We start from the raw sequence: 15,543 nt of genomic DNA on the forward strand, positions 1-15,543 counted from the left end.
AGCAAAGCTTCTATTTTTTTTCAACTTTTGTTTCACAATAAAGACAACGATAAATACGTTTATCTTTATTTGCTAGATAAAAAACATGATCTAATCCTTGTTCTACTGATGTAATACAACGAGGATTTTTACATTTTTCTACATTAATGATTTTTTGAGGAAGTTGCAATTTTTTCTTTTCAACAAGTTTACCATCTTTAATAATACAAACAGTAATATTAGGATCTAAATATCCTAAAACATCAAAATCTAATGCAAATTCTTCATCTATTTTTAAAATATCTTTTTTACCCATTTTATTAGATTTAACGTTTTTAATAATAGCAACGCTACAATCTAATTTATCTAATCCTAGTGCTTTATAAACTTCTAAAGATTTGCCAGCAGTAATATGATCTAAAACAATTCCGTTTTTAATACTATCTATCTTCATTATTTTTCTACCTCATTTTCCAATCCTAACATTTTTAAAATAAGTGCCATACGCATAAAACGTCCGTTTTGAACTTGATCAAAATACTTAGCTCTTGAATCATCATCGACCTCAATAGCAATTTCATTAACACGAGGTAATGGGTGCATAACGATTAAATCAGATTTTGATTTTTCTAATTTCTTTAAATCTAAAATATATGTATCTTTTAAACGAATATAGTCTTGTTCATTGAAGAATCTTTCTTTTTGCACACGTGTCATATAAAGAATATCTAACTCTTCAACAACTTCTTCAATCGTTTCAACTTCTTTATAATCTAAATTCTTAGCATCTAATAAATCATGTTTTAAATATTCAGGAATTTTAAGTTCAGGTGGTGCAATAAACACGAATTTAATATTTTTATAACGTGACATTGCTTTTGTAAGAGAATGAACTGTACGTCCGAATTTTAAATCCCCACAAAATCCAATTGTTAGATTATCTAATCTACCTTTTTCTCTATAAATAGTAAGTAAATCAGTTAAAGTTTGCGTTGGATGGTTATGACCACCATCTCCAGCATTGATTAAAGGTACTGTACTTTTTCTTGTAGCAACAAGAGGTGCTCCTTCTTTTGGATGACGCATTGCAATAATATCACAATAGCTTGAAACAACACTAATAGTATCACTAACACTTTCACCTTTAGAAGCGCTTGTATTGCTTGCACTTGAAAAACCTAAAACACTTCCACCAAGTGATAACATAGCTGATTCAAAAGAAAGTCTTGTACGTGTACTTGGTTCAAAAAAGAGTGTAGCTAGAATTTTGTGACGACAAACATCTTGATAGCGTGTACGATCTTTAATAATATCATTCGCAATATCAATTAGTTCATCAATTTCTTCTACACTTAAATCCATTGGGTCAATTAAATATTTCATAATAGTCTCCTTTTTTTCCTTCAATATTATAGCACTCCTTAGAAAGCTATTAAATATATTTTAAAAAAATACGGAAATTTTCTTTCCGTATTATTTTTTACCATTAAAACAATAAGTACAGATCTTATCACTATCAAGTCCAATAGCTTGAAGCATATCATCCAAACGATTAAAACGTAAAGAAGTAAAATTAAGTTCTTTACGGATTTCTTCTACCATTGCATTATATTCAGGAGTATCTGGATCACTATATGTTTCTAACATATTGATATCATTTTCTCCTTCACGTTTTTTAATAACACGACGTGTAATTAAATCCATATCACTTGTACTTCTTGAAAAGTTTAAGTAAGGACATCCATACATAATTGGAGGACAAGCAGGTCTGATATGGACTGCTCTTGCTCCAGAATTATATAAATATTCAGTTGTATCTCTTAGTTGTGTTCCACGAACAATTGAATCATCAATTAATAATAATGATTTTCCTTTAATCAAGCTCGCAATTGGAATTAATTTCATTTTTGCAATTAAATTACGATCTGCTTGAATTTGTGGCATAAATGAACGTGGCCACGTAGGTGTGTATTTAATAAAAGGTCTTCCATATTGAATATGTGATTCATTTGAATAACCAATCGCATGGGCAATTCCACTATCAGGAACACCTGCTACAAGATCAATATCTTTAATATCATCTCTTTGAGCCATTAAACGACCACATTCATAACGCATTTCTTCAACATTACGTCCTTCATAACAACTTGTTGGATAACCATAGTATACCCATAAAAATGAACAAATTTTCATTTTATCATTGGCTTCTACAAGTGTTTTCACTTCTTCACTGGTCATAAAACAAACTTCACCAGGTCCTAATTCTTTATATAAAGAATAGCCTAAATTGATATAAGCATGACTTTCAAACGAAGCACAGAATCCATTTTCACCCTTACCAATATTTAATGGAGTTCTTCCTAATTTATCACGTACTAAATACAAACCATCTTTTGTCATCAACATAAAAGAAATAGAACCTTTTACTTTTCTTAAAACATTGATAATTCCATCAACATAAGTATCCTTTTGATTGATCATTGCAGCAATTAATTCAGTTTGATTGACTTCGCCCCCAGACATCTCTAAAAAATGAGTATGCCCATTATCAAAAGCATCTTGAATTAATTCTTCCATATTTGCAACTCTACCTACAGAAACAATTGCATAACTACCTAAACGACAATTTATTAAAAGAGGTTGAGGTTCATTGTCTGAAATACAACCAATCCCCATTTTTCCAGACATTTCTTTAATATCATTTTCAAACTTAGTTCTAAATGGTGAATTTGAAATATTATGAATTGCACGGTTAAAACCGTTTTCTCCATAAACTGCAATCCCACCTTTTTTTGTTCCTAAATGAGAATGATAATCAATACCAAAAAACAAATCAGTGACACAGTCTTTACGACTGACAACGCCAAACATACCACCCATATGTAATTTTCTCCTTTTTCATTTGTTCTCAAAATACCAAAAATATGATAACATAAAACAAAATGAAGATAAAGGACATAAAAAAATGAAATTATATATAGTAAGACATGGTCAAACAGATTATAACATTGATAATAAAGTTTGTGGCATTTCGGATGTTGAATTAACATCTTTAGGAAAGCAACAAGCTAAAATGGCCAGTGAACAATTAAAAGATATTTCATTAGATATGATTTTTGCTTCACCACTTCAAAGAGCACATGAAACTGCAAAAATCATAAATGAAAATCATCAATTAGAAATTAAAATAGATTCTAGAATTCAAGAAATCAATTTTGGCAAATTTGAAGGAATTGTTAATAATGAAGAATTTCAATATTATAAACAAAATCATGGACTCCATTATCCAGGCGGAGAATCTTTATTTCAAGTAGTCCATCGTGTGTATAGTTTTTTAGAAGAACTTGAAAATAAATATCCTGATAAAAACATTTTAGTTGTTTGTCATGGAGGTATCGTGCGTGTCATTCATAGTTATTTTCATGATATGACAAATGAAGAATTAATGACATGGTTACCCGAAAATTGTTGTATTCAAAGCTATGAAAAATAGTGACTTTGTATTGACTGAAAAGTGGAAAGTGTTATACTAATTATAGGAAAAAAGGAAAAGGAGAGTTAAATATGAACGTAGATAAAGATACTTGCATCGGATGTGGAGCATGTGCTGGTGTTTGTCCAGTAGAAGCTTTAGCTTTTGATGATGATGGTAAAATGGAATGTGACAAAGATACATGCATTGGTTGTCAAGCATGTGTTGGAACTTGTCCAGTAGAAGCTATTTCACCAGCTGAATAATAATGATGAAGAAGATAGAAATATCTTCTTTTTATTTTTGCTTTATATGATAAAATAACGGTGGAGGTTTTTTATGAAGACAACAATACATACATTAAAAAATGAATATAAAGATAATCAAACTTATTTAAATGAAAAACAAAAACTTTTTCAAAATTTAACTTATCATATGATAGAAAAAGAACTAAATAATAACAATATTGATATTCGATATAAAGAAGTTCTTGATTTTTATCATCAATGTTTTAATACAGATGAAACAATTGCACATTTTGATGAAAAATATGATCAACAATTAGATCAATTAGGCGAAAAAAATGAAGTATTTGATGATGATGCCCTTGTTTATTATATTGTTAAAGTAATTGAACATTTTGAAGATATTCATCAAGTAGCTGATAAAAACTATATAGCGAATGATTTATTAGAACTTATTCAAAAAGATCATGATTATTTAGATTTGTTAAATAAAACAAAAAATATTATAAAAAGACTTATTAAAATGAATCATGAAAAAAATCAAGATTTACAAAATACTTTTAATCCTTATGGAATAGATTTAGAACAATTCTTTACACGTGTATTTCAAGATCTTGCTTATGTTGAAGTTGATTCTAAGTTATTAAAAGAAATCTATGATCTAATTAAAGAATTACAAAAAGAATATGGACTTTCTTTAAGATATACGGAAATACGTATGGATTTATTAAGTACACTTATTAAAGATGATCCAGATTGTTTAGATCAAGAAATGAAAAATATTTGTAAAGAGTATCCGCAATTTAGATTTATGCTTTATTATAAAGTGATGACTACTTTACAACAAATAGGAAATAATGATTTGTTGAAAAAATATTATCAAGAAATTAATACTTGTATACCAATGAATGAGGAACAAAAGGACTTGTTAGAAGTTATTAAAGAAATTTTTGGATAAGGAGTATGAATATGAAAAAAGATTTATATTTAATGAGACATGGACAAACCTTATTTAATGTAAGAAGAAAAATACAAGGATGGTGTGATTCACCACTTACAGAACTTGGTAAGCAACAAGCTTTAAAGGCTAAAGAAAATTTGAAGGGTATTTCTTTCGATCATTATTATAGTAGTACTTCTGAAAGATGTTGTGATACGATTGAACTTATTATTGGTGATCAATATTATAAAAGATTAAAAGGTTTAAAAGAAAGAAACTTTGGAATGTTTGAAGGAGAAAGTGAAGATTTAAACCCTAATTTTGATGATTTTGGTTATGATGATTTATTTCCACATTATGGTGGAGAAAGAAAAGAAGATGTACAAAAAAGATTAAAAGAAACACTTACAGATGTGATGGATAAAGAAGATCATCAAACAGTTCTTGCTCTTTCACATGCTGGTGCTTGTATGTGTTTTCTATCCACTGTTATTGATCCTGAAGAAATATTAAAAAGTGGAGGCTTTACTAATTGTTGTATATTACATTTTACATTTGAAAATGATACTTTTAAGTTTGTTGAAATTATTCGACCATAATAAAAAATATTGATAAAAAGTAGACTTTTTAAATCAAAAGAGGTAAAATAAATGTGAGGAAAATAGTAGAGGTTGGCTACTTCATATAAACTTACTTTCCACTTGTCATAATATAAAAAGAGAACCAACCAAGAAGAAACAGGGTGACCTGTTTTTTCTTTTAGGAGGAGTTATGGTTATTTATTTTGATTTAGACGATACACTTTATCGTTTATATGATCCTTTTTATAAAGCTTATCAAAAAGTATTTCATGAAGATCTTGATATATATGCTTTATGGAAACAAAGTAGAATCTATAGTAATGAAATTTACCCAAAATATTTAAATAAATTAATCACAAAAGACGAATTATCTATTTATCGTTTAAAGAATGCTTTTAAAGATTTTCATCAATTCATTACAAATCAACAAGCACTTGATTTTCAAAAAGTCTATGAAGATCAACAAGCACATTTAACATTATCTTCTACAATGAAAGAACTTTTTAACTACCTAAAAGAAAAGAATATTTCTTATGGTATTATTACTAATGGAAAAGAAAAAACACAAATGAATAAAATTAATTCATTATTTCCAATCATTGATTTTCCTATTATAATTTCAGAAAAAGTAGGTTATCAAAAACCACAAAAAGAAATCTTTGAATTAATTCAAGGAAATGATAGTTACTATGTAGGAGATGGTTATGAAATAGATATGATGGGAGCTTATCAAGCAGGAGTAAAGACGATTTGGTATAATCATCAAAAACAAGAAAAGGATACTTCTTTTATTGATTTTGTTGTTTATAGTGATGAAGAATTATTAGAGGTGGTTAAGAAGTTAAATAATGATTGACACAGGAAACAATGTCAAGTAGAATAAGCATAAATACAGTGAGTAGACATAGTAACAAATGATTAAAATATAGAGAGTCTTTGGTTGGTGGAAAAAGATTTGGCGTCATTTGTGAATACAGCTATGAGTAGAATGTTGAATTGAGTAGGCATCTCCGGTGATCACCGTTACATGATGAGAGTATGATTGTACTTGATGAGGCTTAAAGGGTGACCTTTAGGTGAAAAAAAGGTGGTACCACGGGAATAGAGCTCGTCCTTTATAGGATGAGTTTTTTTGTTTATAAAGGAGGAAAAAGAAAATGATTATTGTATTAAAACAAGAAGCTATAACTGAAGATGTGACAAGAATTGAAAAAACTATTGAAGAAAAAGGACTACAAGTTCATGTTTCAAAAGGAGAAAATCAAACAATAATGGGACTCATTGGGGATACAACAAAAGTAGATCCAGAATCGATTGAAGTTGATCCAGCTGTAGAAAAGGTCATGCATGTATCAGAACCATATAAATTAGCTAATAGAGCTTTCCATCCAGAAGACTCAGTTATCGATGTCGGTGGCGTTAAAATTGGTGGAGGACATCTAGCAGTGATCGCAGGACCATGTTCAGTAGAAAGCAAGGAACAAGTGATTGAAATCGCTAAAGCAGCCAAAGCAGCAGGAGCTAATCTATTAAGAGGTGGAGCGTTCAAACCAAGAACATCACCATATGCTTTCCAAGGAATGGGATCAGCAGGGTTAGATATTCTAGTAGCAGCTAAAGAAGCAACAGGATTACCAATCGTATCAGAATTGATGGATGCAGAATACTTAGATGAATTCATTGAAAAAGTAGACTTGATTCAAATTGGAGCAAGAAACATGCAAAACTTCGACTTGTTAAAGAAAGTCGGGAAAGCAACAAAGAAACCAATCTTGTTAAAAAGAGGGTTGAGTGCAACATTCCAAGAATGGATCATGTCAGCAGAATATATCATGGCAAGTGGGAATCCAAATGTCATCCTATGTGAAAGAGGAGTGAGAACATTTGAATCATACACAAGAAATACATTAGACTTACAAGCAGTCCCAGTAATCAAAGAATTGACACACTTACCAATCATTATCGATCCAAGTCATGCTGGAGGAAAATGGTGGTTAGTCAATCCAATGGCAAAAGCAGCAGTCGCAGCAGGATGTGATGGATTAATGATCGAAGTGCATAATAATCCAGAAAAAGCATTATGTGATGGACCACAATCATTAAAACCAGCCAAATTTGAACAATTGATGAAAGAACTAAAACCAATTGCTGATGCTGTTGGTAAAGAAATATAAAAGTACCACCATTGGTGGTACTAAGAAATACGATAATGACCTATAATGTCATTTCTTTTTTCTAAAATATCTTCTTCATAATAAAGTTGATGAGGATAAGCATGGTGAATCACGAAAGTGATTCCCTTTTTATTTCGATAATTAGAAACAATACCAATATGTTTTTTAAAGATAACAATATCGCCACCTTGCCATTTATCTAAATCATAAATATCGAGAGTCAAAGATAGGGCGTGTCTTTTAAAATAAACATTTAAATTTCTTACTCGTCGAAAATCAATATTTTTATCTGGATGCTCAACTTGATAACTTTGAGGATTTTCTCTAATATCTTGATCTACAAGAATTTGTAGATCATAACCTGCATTCAATAAGCCAAAAGCGACAACATCACTACATACTCCATAATGGTCTGTTGGGTAACCACCTTGATAATACTTACTTTTGTATTGAGGCTTTGTTTCAATATATTTTCTAACGTTTTGTACAATATCACTTTGATCGTCAATACCATCATGATCTTGATCATTTATGCTTTTATAAGTTTGAATACCAAAATCATCATTTGTATATTTTGGATGAGGTAAAAGATCACTTTGATAAAAAATGTAAGTAAGAATCAAAATGATCGGTATAAAAATAAGAAAGAACTTCTTCATTATTTACCACAACATTTTTTATATTTTTTACCACTTCCACAAGGGCAAGGATCATTACGCCCCACTTTGATGACTTTTGTTGGTTTTTTCTTACCAAAATCATTTTGTTGCTTTTCAATTTGAGCATATTGTAAAGCAAGTTCTTCTTCATTTATTGCTTTAAAAAGCTCAATGACATGATGAATAATATTTTCTGTTTCAATATTATATTCGATAGATAGAGGTAAATGTTTTTGAATCATATTTTTTAATTCTTGTAAGTTATTTTGTTTATAAAGACACGAAAAATAAGCATCCATAATTTCATAATCATAAGGGTAACGTTCAAGTAATTCTTGAAAATATGAAATTCCTTGATCATTATCTTGATAAAAATAAGATAAAGCTAAGTTTTTATAAAAAGGGCAAAGATACTTATCATCTTTAAAATAATTCATAAAATCTTGATGAAATTCTATACTTTCTTGATATTTCTTTTCTTGAATAAAAAGTTGACTTAATTGATTGAATTTTTCTTGAAGATGATAATTAAATCCAAAGAGTTGACCAAGTTCCAATAAACTTGGTTGATTTTCAAGATAAGCTTTAAATTCATTCCATAATTGATAAAGCTCATTTAAATGATTTGTATTTTCTATTTCTTTTAATAATATTTCTTTTTCCATGAGAAATCCTCCTTTTTTAAATCATATCATATTATGTCATATTTGGTAAAAACAAAACTATTGTGTATAATAGTTGTGGTGAGAAAATATGGATCAAAAACATAAATCAAATTTAATTATTACATGTTTATGCCTGATAATCGTTTTTGTTTCTTTACTAACAATGTATGATAATTTTTCTTTTCATACATATAATACAAAAACGTATTATGATTATTTTTTATCATTAAATCATCAAGGCTTTACTTTACAGGATTATGAGCTTTATAAAGATCAATCAAATTATCATTGTGGAGATGGGACACTTGTTTTAGGAAAAATCGATTCTCTTGTAGACGGACAAGATATTGATGTCATAATTCAAATAAATAGAAAACAACATATTGATTATTCTTTAAAATATTTAGAGGGTGGAAGTTATTCTTTAGAAAATAAGGAAGATTTAAAAAATATAAAAGAAATTAAAAATGTTCAGTTAATCATCAAAGATGATAATCAAAAGACGGTTTATCAACATACTTTAAAATTAAAACAAGTTGAAAAATTATCATGTTCTTCAAAAACATTTAAAGTAGAAAATGCATGTATCAGTGATGATTTTATGAGGCTTGGGTATTTAACGTCTACAGATGAAGATTTATTGAAGAAATATCCAAATATTTCATTAGAATATCGTTATTTAAAAAGTAATAAATTAAATGATAAAAATGATAAGAATTATGTTGTATTTAAAAAAATAAATGGAAAGACTAAAGAAATTGTTAATCAAAAAATCTATCAAACATATAACCATGATTTAAATCAAGGATCTTTAAAAAAGAAAAAATTAAGTGTTGTTATTATTTTATCAAAAGATCAAAGTCAAAAAAGTTATGTTTTCAAATTAAACTTTTCAAAGGAAAATGGTGGTTTGTATGAATAAAGAAAGATACTTAAAATTAAAAAAAGATTTTATTGTTTTATATCTTGCAAGAAATGGAATCATGACTTTTTTAATTACACTTTTTACATTTAGTTTGGATTTATCGAATTATTATCAAATATCCTTTCCAGCAACAATACCATACATCTTTTTTAATAATATTTTTACATTAATGTATTTTTGTTTATTATGGATTTTTAATTATTTGCTTTTTGAATTGTTTAAAATCATTAATGATTGGTATGATGAAAATTATTATCAAACATTAAAATTTATGTATCATGAACATAATTATTCAATCTCATGGATGATATATGTAATCATGGCTATTTTACTTGTTATTATACAAATTGTTCAATTGCCAACATTATTTCATATAGATGCTTATTTGATGTTTGGATTTATGATTTTACGTTCATTGAAACAAATATATAAAAATAGACTCTAAGAGTCTATTTTAATAAATGACTAAGACTGTCAAGTAATTCATCTTTTGAGCTTAAAGAATTATAATAAGTTTCAAAAAGAACACCAAGCCCTGGTAAGACGGTTTCTTCTTTAGAAGCAATACCACTTTCAATAATCTCTTTAAGTTCACTACTTGAACAAGCATGTAGTCTTTGAAATATAGCTTGTCGAATATCCATTTTATCACTCCTTAAAAAGAGTGACCCAAAAAGGAGAAAAATATACATGGTAGAAACTAAAATAATTATTTTAGATCAACAAGAAATTGTTTATAAAATTCATTATAAAAGAATTAAGAATTGTTATTTAAGAGTAGAAAAAGGAGAAGTGGTGATTCGTTGTTCACCGCTGTTTTCTCAAAGTGAAATAGAAAAATTGATTAGAAATCATCAAGAAGAAATACTTGAACAAATAAAAGGATATGTTCCTAAATATAACTATCAAGAAGATGGTTATGTTTATTTGTTTAATCAAAAATATCAAATTGTTTTAAAAGATATGAATATCAAAAAATGTGCCATTCATGATCGTCAAATCTATGTTTACTCAAAAAATATCCAAGCAACCATTGAAATGTTTTTAAAACAAGAATTGATGAATTATTTAAAAGAAAGAATAGATTTTTATTTAAGTACGAGCTTTCATCATGTTTTTCCTGAAATTCAAATTAAGAAAATGAAAAGAAGATGGGGTGCTTGTTTTTATCAAAAAAATAGAGTGTGCTTTAATTTAGTATTAGCACATATTGATTATGCTTTAATTGATTATGTTATTGTTCATGAACTTTGTCATTTTCTTGAAGCAAATCATTCAAAAGCATTCTATCATGAAATAGAAAAAAGAATGCCAGATTATAAAGAAAGAGAAAGATTATTAAAGGATGTGGGTATATGATTACGTCAATGCAAAATAAAACGGTTAAAGAATTATTAAAATTAAAACAAAAGAAATATCGAAAAGATTATTATTTAGTAGAAACAAATCATTTAGTAGAGGAAGCAATTAAAGCTAAACAAACAGATTTGATTATTTCAACTGAACCGGTTGATTTAGGTGTAGAAAATTTGGTGGTATCTAAAGAAATTATGGAAAAACTTGCTTTTACTAAAACACCTCAACCTATTATGGCAAGATGTTTTATTCAAAAAGATAAGAAATTAGTTGATGGAAAAAGATATTTGATTTTAGATTATCTACAAGATCCTGGAAATATTGGAACACTTATTCGTACAGCACTTGCTTTTGGCATAGATCAAGTGATTTTATCTAATGAATGTGTGGATCTTTATAATGATAAATTACTGCGATCAATGCAAGGAGCACACTTCCATCTTTCTTGTCTTTATGGGGATTTAAAAGAAATTATTCCTGCTTTAAAAGAAAAAGGTGTCTGTGTTGTAGGCAGTGCTTTAGAAAATGGAAGGCCTATTCATGAAATTAAAAAACAAGAAAAAATGGCTTATGTTTTAGGAAATGAAGGGAATGGGATGGAAAAAGAAATTATCGACATTTGTGATCAAATTGCCTATATTCCAATTACAACCATTGAATCATTAAATGTGGCTGTGGCAGGAAGTGTTATGATGTATCATTTTCAAGGAGAATAGATATGGATAAGATATTATTTTTTGACATTGACGGGACACTAGGACAACATGGTGTTATTACAGAATCAAATTTAAAAGCACTGCATTTATTAAAAGAAAAAGGATATAAGACTTTTATTTGTACGGGAAGAGCACCTTTTTATGCAAGTCGTTTATTCGGTAATCTTGTAAGTGGGATTATTAGCTGTAATGGACGCTATATTCTTTATGAAGGAAAGAAGCTTTATAGTAGAGCATTTACGAAGGAACAATTAGATTATTATGTACATAAGCTTGATCAAGGAAAACTAGGGGCGATGTTTGTTAGTGATGATAAAGCTTTAAAATATCATTTGGATCAAAAACAAGAAGTTAATTTAGAAAAGGAATATGGGATTGAACGTCTCGTTGATTCTTTAGAAGGGGAGTTTTATACATTTGATATGTTTTATCAAAATCAAGAACATTATCAAACAATGGTTGAACTCTTTAAAGAAGATTTAATTATTAATGATCATGGTGGAATGGGTTCTTGTGATTGTTCAACGATTGAATTTGATAAAGGGAGTGCGATTGCTTATTTATTAGATTATTTCCATCTTGATAAAGATAATGCTTATGCTTTTGGTGATGGTTATAATGATCAAGCAATGTTTAGAGAAGTAGGTCATGGTATTGCGATGGGTAATGCTGTTGATGTTTTAAAAGAAAAGGCAACTTATATTACGGATAATTTTGATCAAGAGGGTATTTTAAAAGCACTTTATCATGAAAAAGTGCTTGATGAAAAATAAAATTAATAGAAGTAAATCCAGAAGAATGACTTCTGGATTTATTGTTTATAGGATTCTTTTGATTAAATTAACTTTTCTTTTTTCGTAAAACAGTTGTTCCTGCAACAATAATAACACTTATAATAAGTAGTGAAGTATAAAGGGTAATATTTGTATTATCACCTGTTTTTACAGCCTTGGATTGTGTGTTTTTAGTAGTGGCTTTTGTTTCTTTTTTTACTGTTTCAGTTGTTTTTGGCTTTTCTGTTTCTACTGGAGCTGGTGTTTTTGAAATCTCTACAGGAATACATGCAGACTTAGAGTCATAGATTTCTGTTTCATCTAGACAAAAAACAAAATACATTTCAATTTGTTTGATTTTTATCCAATCGAGTGGGTCATTAGAACCGATTAATGTTTTTACATTTTTTAAATCATCATTTTTGAAAGTAATTGTACCGTTTCCGTTTTCGTCAAGATCAATTTTGGGTTCTACATAAATTCCACCTAAAGATGTTGAATCATCCCAAACATACATTTCCAATAATTTAATTGTTGTGTTCTTTTTTGATTGAACATTTAAAACAATATCATTTTCTCCAGCCCATTTATCCATAGCTAAAGTAATAGAAGGCTTATCTTTCTCTGAAATTACAGTATTTCCTTCTGGTTGATGTGTTTTTTCTGCATAAACAACTGTAGATAAAAGTGTAGTTAAGGATAATGCAAGTAATGCTTCTAAAACTAATTTTCTTTTATTTATATTCTTTTCCTTTTCAATGAAACTTATCCTCAATAACAATACTAAATGATTATTTTTTTAGATAAAATTATCTGTTTAATGTATTGTACTTTTTTATCTGAGAGTCAATATTTATTAGTGAAAAGTAAATATTAATGATAAAATTTGTAAGCGCTTTTTGAATGAAAATAACAATAAAAAGTAGCTTCTATGATAAATAATTATTAATTTAATAAAAAGCATTGACATATGTATATATGTATAATAAAATGTATATACAAATAAGAAAGGAGAAACGGAATGAAAAGAGATTACGGAGATATGTATCAATACATATTAGAATCAAAAAAAGCGGTTAGAAATATTATTTCTAACCATGAAGAAATCTTTCATGATGCTATTGAATACTTTTTTAATGGCAACTATGAACAAATTTATGTGATAGGATCTGGTACATCTTATCATGCTGCATTAGCTGCAAAAAATTTAATGGAAAAAGTATTACAAATGAAAGTATTTGCTTCATATCCTATTGTATTTAAAGATGAAAGAATTTTCAACAAAAATACTTTAGTTATGGGACTTTCACATGCGGGAATGTCGGCATCAACAATTGCGGGGTTGGATAAAGCAAAGGCAAATGGTTTTGGAACAATTGCGATGACTGCTGAAAAAGGAAGACCGGTTGAACATCATGGTGATGTAAAACTATATGTTGATATCGGGGAAGAAAAAGCAGGCCCAAAAACAAAAGGGTATATTGGATCAATTGTAACATTTATGATTTTTGCTTTAAAGGTTGCGTTAAGGCAAGAAAAAATCACACAAGATGAATTTGATGATTATTTAAGAAGAATGCAAGCAAGTGCGGATGCAATTCCAGATATTGCTGAAGCTACGTCAAAATGGTATTTACAAAATAGAAATGATTTAATGAAATGCCGTCGTTTATATGTCATTGGTTATGATAATTGTTTAGCGGATATGATGGAAGGAACATTAAAAATTTGTGAAGCAGTGCGATATAGTGTTCAAGGTTTTGAGTTAGAAGAGTTTATGCATGGTATTTATCATTGCATTGATGAAGATACTTATATGTTATATGTATGCTCAAAGGGTCAATATTATGATCGTATTCTAAGATTGAAAAGATATTTTGAAGAAGAAAGACATAGTCACAATTTCTTGATTACACATGAAAACACAAATAATTCAAAGGATTTAGTTTTTCCGTTTACAGATGATCAAGAATTTGCTGTATTGCAATACATTGTTCCAATGCAAGTACTAGCTAGAAAACTTTCATTAGATTTAGGGATTGATTGTAATATACCAAGTGATCCACAATTTCATTTTAAAATGAATAGTTATTTAAAAGAAGGATAGGTGAATTAAATGGCAAACATTATTTTGTTTTCGCATGGACAACTGGCAACAGGATTAGCAGATTCTTGTAAACTTATTATTGGAGAAAATCATTTTAAAGTTTTAAATATTTTATTGGATCAAAATATTCAAGAAATTAAAAATAACTTAGATGTAATGATTCAATCGTTTGATGATAATCAACCAGTTATTGTTGTTACTGATATTCCTGGAGGAAGTACAACACAAACAGCTATTCAAAGAATTTCAGATAACAAGTTGCTTTATGTTGTAACTGGCATGAATTTAGGATTAGTAATGAGTTTATCTTTTTTATCACTTTCACAAGATGATGAAGATAATAAAAATAAAATTAGAGATGCGATTGAAGAATCACAAAAGGGAATCTATTTAGTTAATGATGTTATAAGTTGTAATGATGAATTATCAGACGATGATGATTTATAAAAGGGGGATAAAAAATGATAGAAGTATTAAGAGTAGATGATAGGTTATTACATGGACAAGTTGCTGTATCTTGGACACGCCATTATAAGGTGGATGTTATTTTAGTAGCTAATAATCATTTAATTACTGATAAAGATATGCAAGTTGCATTTAGATTAGCTACACCATCAGGAGTAACACTTTCAATGAAATCTTTACAAGGAGCGGTTAATGTTATTAATAATCCAAAACATGCAATGCGTAAAATTATGGTCATTACTAAAGATTTGAATGATGCAAAATTTGTGTGTGAACAAACTAATGGAGCAATTAAAGATATTTTATTAGGTGGACTTAGAAATGGAGAGGGTAAAAAACAAATAGATATGAATTCATATATGAGTAAAAATGATATTCATGTTATGGATGAACTTGAAAAAGAAGGATATCATGTTTTTATGCAATCTGTTCCTACTTCCCAAAAATTAAGTACAGAAGAAATTAAAGATAAATTTAATAAATAGA

At 28.4% G+C, this 15,543-nt stretch carries 21 protein-coding genes and 1 other annotated feature; of the genes, 14 read left to right on the forward strand and 7 right to left on the reverse strand.

The genetic code is table 11. The annotated features are described in order from the left end of the window. Positions 1-10 precede the first annotated feature (10 nt). The 3 genes from Fi14EGH31_RS03685 to Fi14EGH31_RS03695 all read right to left on the reverse strand — a co-directional run bounded on the left by Fi14EGH31_RS03685 (position 11) and on the right by Fi14EGH31_RS03695 (position 2,859). Positions 11-433, reverse strand: a complete 423-nt coding sequence (locus Fi14EGH31_RS03685) for an aspartate carbamoyltransferase regulatory subunit (protein WP_107030658.1) — start codon at positions 431-433, stop codon at positions 11-13. After that, positions 433-1,362 carry an aspartate carbamoyltransferase gene (gene pyrB / locus Fi14EGH31_RS03690; RefSeq protein ID WP_234697823.1) on the reverse strand — a complete coding sequence of 310 codons (930 nt, stop codon included), beginning with the start codon at positions 1,360-1,362 and terminating at the stop codon, positions 433-435. The genes Fi14EGH31_RS03685 and pyrB overlap by 1 nt, the downstream gene beginning before the upstream one ends. 90 nt (positions 1,363-1,452) lie before the next feature. Then, positions 1,453-2,859: an amidophosphoribosyltransferase gene (locus Fi14EGH31_RS03695; protein WP_022001257.1), complete on the reverse strand. Its 1,407-nt coding sequence runs from the start codon at positions 2,857-2,859 to the stop codon at positions 1,453-1,455. A gap of 85 nt (positions 2,860-2,944) precedes the next feature. Between Fi14EGH31_RS03695 and Fi14EGH31_RS03700 the strand changes: the two genes are divergently transcribed. From Fi14EGH31_RS03700 to aroF, 6 genes are all read left to right on the forward strand, one after another. Continuing rightward, positions 2,945-3,472 carry a histidine phosphatase family protein gene (locus Fi14EGH31_RS03700; RefSeq protein WP_117829197.1) on the forward strand — a complete coding sequence of 176 codons (528 nt, stop codon included), beginning with the start codon at positions 2,945-2,947 and terminating at the stop codon, positions 3,470-3,472. 71 nt (positions 3,473-3,543) lie between these two features. Next, positions 3,544-3,717, forward strand: a complete 174-nt coding sequence (locus Fi14EGH31_RS03705; protein WP_107030655.1) for a 4Fe-4S binding protein — start codon at positions 3,544-3,546, stop codon at positions 3,715-3,717. Between the two features lie 73 nt (positions 3,718-3,790). Beyond that, positions 3,791-4,654, forward strand: coding sequence for a hypothetical protein (locus Fi14EGH31_RS03710; RefSeq protein ID WP_117829198.1), 864 nt, complete (start codon positions 3,791-3,793; stop codon positions 4,652-4,654). A gap of 11 nt (positions 4,655-4,665) precedes the next feature. Continuing rightward, the gene (locus tag Fi14EGH31_RS03715; RefSeq protein ID WP_117829199.1) at positions 4,666-5,235 is read left to right on the forward strand and encodes a histidine phosphatase family protein; all 570 of its coding nucleotides are present in this window, start codon (positions 4,666-4,668) and stop codon (positions 5,233-5,235) included. Between the two features lie 172 nt (positions 5,236-5,407). Beyond that, positions 5,408-6,073 (forward strand): HAD family hydrolase, encoded by a 666-nt coding sequence (locus tag Fi14EGH31_RS03720; protein ID WP_022000929.1) that lies wholly within the window; start codon positions 5,408-5,410, stop codon positions 6,071-6,073. Positions 6,074-6,102: 29 nt separating this feature from the next. Next, positions 6,103-6,336: a binding site (T-box leader), on the forward strand. Positions 6,337-6,374: 38 nt separating this feature from the next. Then, complete coding sequence (aroF, locus tag Fi14EGH31_RS03725; protein ID WP_200765152.1) at positions 6,375-7,391, forward strand: 3-deoxy-7-phosphoheptulonate synthase; 1,017 nt, start codon at positions 6,375-6,377, stop codon at positions 7,389-7,391. Between the two features lie 20 nt (positions 7,392-7,411). Here aroF and Fi14EGH31_RS03730 read toward each other — a convergent pair whose 3' ends face one another. Both Fi14EGH31_RS03730 and Fi14EGH31_RS15250 read right to left on the reverse strand, forming a co-directional pair. Beyond that, positions 7,412-8,050: a DUF1287 domain-containing protein gene (locus Fi14EGH31_RS03730; RefSeq protein ID WP_118573687.1), complete on the reverse strand. Its 639-nt coding sequence runs from the start codon at positions 8,048-8,050 to the stop codon at positions 7,412-7,414. Continuing rightward, positions 8,050-8,715, reverse strand: coding sequence for a tetratricopeptide repeat protein (locus tag Fi14EGH31_RS15250; RefSeq protein WP_234697824.1), 666 nt, complete (start codon positions 8,713-8,715; stop codon positions 8,050-8,052). The genes Fi14EGH31_RS03730 and Fi14EGH31_RS15250 overlap by 1 nt, the downstream gene beginning before the upstream one ends. 88 nt (positions 8,716-8,803) lie before the next feature. Between Fi14EGH31_RS15250 and Fi14EGH31_RS03740 the strand changes: the two genes are divergently transcribed. After that, a complete protein-coding gene (locus Fi14EGH31_RS03740; protein WP_107030591.1) occupies positions 8,804-9,637 on the forward strand; it encodes a hypothetical protein in 834 nt (277 codons plus the stop codon). Next, positions 9,630-10,085: a hypothetical protein gene (locus tag Fi14EGH31_RS03745; protein WP_200765153.1), complete on the forward strand. Its 456-nt coding sequence runs from the start codon at positions 9,630-9,632 to the stop codon at positions 10,083-10,085. Before Fi14EGH31_RS03740 ends, Fi14EGH31_RS03745 begins: the two co-directional genes overlap by 8 nt. 4 nt (positions 10,086-10,089) lie before the next feature. Here the strand turns inward: Fi14EGH31_RS03745 and sspI are convergent, their stop codons facing one another. Further along, the gene (sspI, locus tag Fi14EGH31_RS03750) at positions 10,090-10,284 is read right to left on the reverse strand and encodes a small acid-soluble spore protein SspI (protein ID WP_022001886.1); all 195 of its coding nucleotides are present in this window, start codon (positions 10,282-10,284) and stop codon (positions 10,090-10,092) included. A gap of 46 nt (positions 10,285-10,330) precedes the next feature. On the opposite strand from sspI, the gene Fi14EGH31_RS03755 reads away from it, so the two are divergent. The 3 genes from Fi14EGH31_RS03755 to Fi14EGH31_RS03765 are packed head-to-tail and all read left to right on the forward strand — an operon-like array spanning position 10,331 to position 12,485. Next, entirely contained in the window at positions 10,331-10,999 is a 669-nt protein-coding gene (locus Fi14EGH31_RS03755; protein ID WP_117575098.1) for a M48 family metallopeptidase, read from the forward strand. Then, a complete protein-coding gene (locus Fi14EGH31_RS03760) occupies positions 10,996-11,712 on the forward strand; it encodes a TrmH family RNA methyltransferase (protein ID WP_022001884.1) in 717 nt (238 codons plus the stop codon). Before Fi14EGH31_RS03755 ends, Fi14EGH31_RS03760 begins: the two co-directional genes overlap by 4 nt. A gap of 2 nt (positions 11,713-11,714) precedes the next feature. After that, a complete protein-coding gene (locus Fi14EGH31_RS03765) occupies positions 11,715-12,485 on the forward strand; it encodes an HAD family hydrolase (RefSeq protein ID WP_200765154.1) in 771 nt (256 codons plus the stop codon). Between the two features lie 67 nt (positions 12,486-12,552). Here the strand turns inward: Fi14EGH31_RS03765 and Fi14EGH31_RS03770 are convergent, their stop codons facing one another. Beyond that, positions 12,553-13,260 (reverse strand): hypothetical protein, encoded by a 708-nt coding sequence (locus tag Fi14EGH31_RS03770; protein ID WP_200765407.1) that lies wholly within the window; start codon positions 13,258-13,260, stop codon positions 12,553-12,555. A gap of 246 nt (positions 13,261-13,506) precedes the next feature. Here Fi14EGH31_RS03770 and Fi14EGH31_RS03775 point away from each other — a divergent pair, with 246 nt between their 5' ends. Genes Fi14EGH31_RS03775 through Fi14EGH31_RS03785 form a run of 3 tightly spaced genes read left to right on the forward strand, consistent with a single transcriptional unit; the run spans position 13,507 to position 15,542 of the window. Beyond that, a complete protein-coding gene (locus Fi14EGH31_RS03775; RefSeq protein ID WP_117347335.1) occupies positions 13,507-14,592 on the forward strand; it encodes an SIS domain-containing protein in 1,086 nt (361 codons plus the stop codon). Positions 14,593-14,601: 9 nt separating this feature from the next. Then, positions 14,602-15,039 (forward strand): PTS sugar transporter subunit IIA, encoded by a 438-nt coding sequence (locus Fi14EGH31_RS03780; RefSeq protein WP_117347334.1) that lies wholly within the window; start codon positions 14,602-14,604, stop codon positions 15,037-15,039. A 14-nt stretch (positions 15,040-15,053) separates the two neighbouring features. Beyond that, the gene (locus tag Fi14EGH31_RS03785) at positions 15,054-15,542 is read left to right on the forward strand and encodes a PTS sugar transporter subunit IIB (RefSeq protein ID WP_117347333.1); all 489 of its coding nucleotides are present in this window, start codon (positions 15,054-15,056) and stop codon (positions 15,540-15,542) included. The last annotated feature ends 1 nt before the right edge of the window (position 15,543 follow it).

Source organism: Faecalibacillus intestinalis, assembly GCF_015097455.1.
Taxonomy (GTDB): Bacteria; Bacillota_I; Bacilli_A; order Erysipelotrichales; family Coprobacillaceae; genus Faecalibacillus; species Faecalibacillus intestinalis.

Coding starts and splice junctions, on each gene's coding strand:
- Fi14EGH31_RS03710 (WP_117829198.1), top strand. CDS start 3,791: ATGAAGACAACAATACATACATTAAAAAATGAATATAAAGATAATCAA.
- Fi14EGH31_RS03745 (WP_200765153.1), top strand. CDS start 9,630: ATGAATAAAGAAAGATACTTAAAATTAAAAAAAGATTTTATTGTTTTA.
- pyrB (WP_234697823.1), bottom strand. CDS start 1,362: ATGAAATATTTAATTGACCCAATGGATTTAAGTGTAGAAGAAATTGAT.
- Fi14EGH31_RS03715 (WP_117829199.1), top strand. CDS start 4,666: ATGAAAAAAGATTTATATTTAATGAGACATGGACAAACCTTATTTAAT.
- Fi14EGH31_RS03775 (WP_117347335.1), top strand. CDS start 13,507: ATGAAAAGAGATTACGGAGATATGTATCAATACATATTAGAATCAAAA.
- Fi14EGH31_RS03695 (WP_022001257.1), bottom strand. CDS start 2,859: ATGGGTGGTATGTTTGGCGTTGTCAGTCGTAAAGACTGTGTCACTGAT.
- Fi14EGH31_RS03730 (WP_118573687.1), bottom strand. CDS start 8,050: ATGAAGAAGTTCTTTCTTATTTTTATACCGATCATTTTGATTCTTACT.
- Fi14EGH31_RS03760 (WP_022001884.1), top strand. CDS start 10,996: ATGATTACGTCAATGCAAAATAAAACGGTTAAAGAATTATTAAAATTA.
- Fi14EGH31_RS03685 (WP_107030658.1), bottom strand. CDS start 433: ATGAAGATAGATAGTATTAAAAACGGAATTGTTTTAGATCATATTACT.
- Fi14EGH31_RS15250 (WP_234697824.1), bottom strand. CDS start 8,715: ATGGAAAAAGAAATATTATTAAAAGAAATAGAAAATACAAATCATTTA.
- Fi14EGH31_RS03720 (WP_022000929.1), top strand. CDS start 5,408: ATGGTTATTTATTTTGATTTAGACGATACACTTTATCGTTTATATGAT.
- Fi14EGH31_RS03765 (WP_200765154.1), top strand. CDS start 11,715: ATGGATAAGATATTATTTTTTGACATTGACGGGACACTAGGACAACAT.
- Fi14EGH31_RS03705 (WP_107030655.1), top strand. CDS start 3,544: ATGAACGTAGATAAAGATACTTGCATCGGATGTGGAGCATGTGCTGGT.
- Fi14EGH31_RS03755 (WP_117575098.1), top strand. CDS start 10,331: ATGGTAGAAACTAAAATAATTATTTTAGATCAACAAGAAATTGTTTAT.
- sspI (WP_022001886.1), bottom strand. CDS start 10,284: ATGGATATTCGACAAGCTATATTTCAAAGACTACATGCTTGTTCAAGT.
- Fi14EGH31_RS03740 (WP_107030591.1), top strand. CDS start 8,804: ATGGATCAAAAACATAAATCAAATTTAATTATTACATGTTTATGCCTG.
- aroF (WP_200765152.1), top strand. CDS start 6,375: ATGATTATTGTATTAAAACAAGAAGCTATAACTGAAGATGTGACAAGA.
- Fi14EGH31_RS03785 (WP_117347333.1), top strand. CDS start 15,054: ATGATAGAAGTATTAAGAGTAGATGATAGGTTATTACATGGACAAGTT.
- Fi14EGH31_RS03780 (WP_117347334.1), top strand. CDS start 14,602: ATGGCAAACATTATTTTGTTTTCGCATGGACAACTGGCAACAGGATTA.
- Fi14EGH31_RS03700 (WP_117829197.1), top strand. CDS start 2,945: ATGAAATTATATATAGTAAGACATGGTCAAACAGATTATAACATTGAT.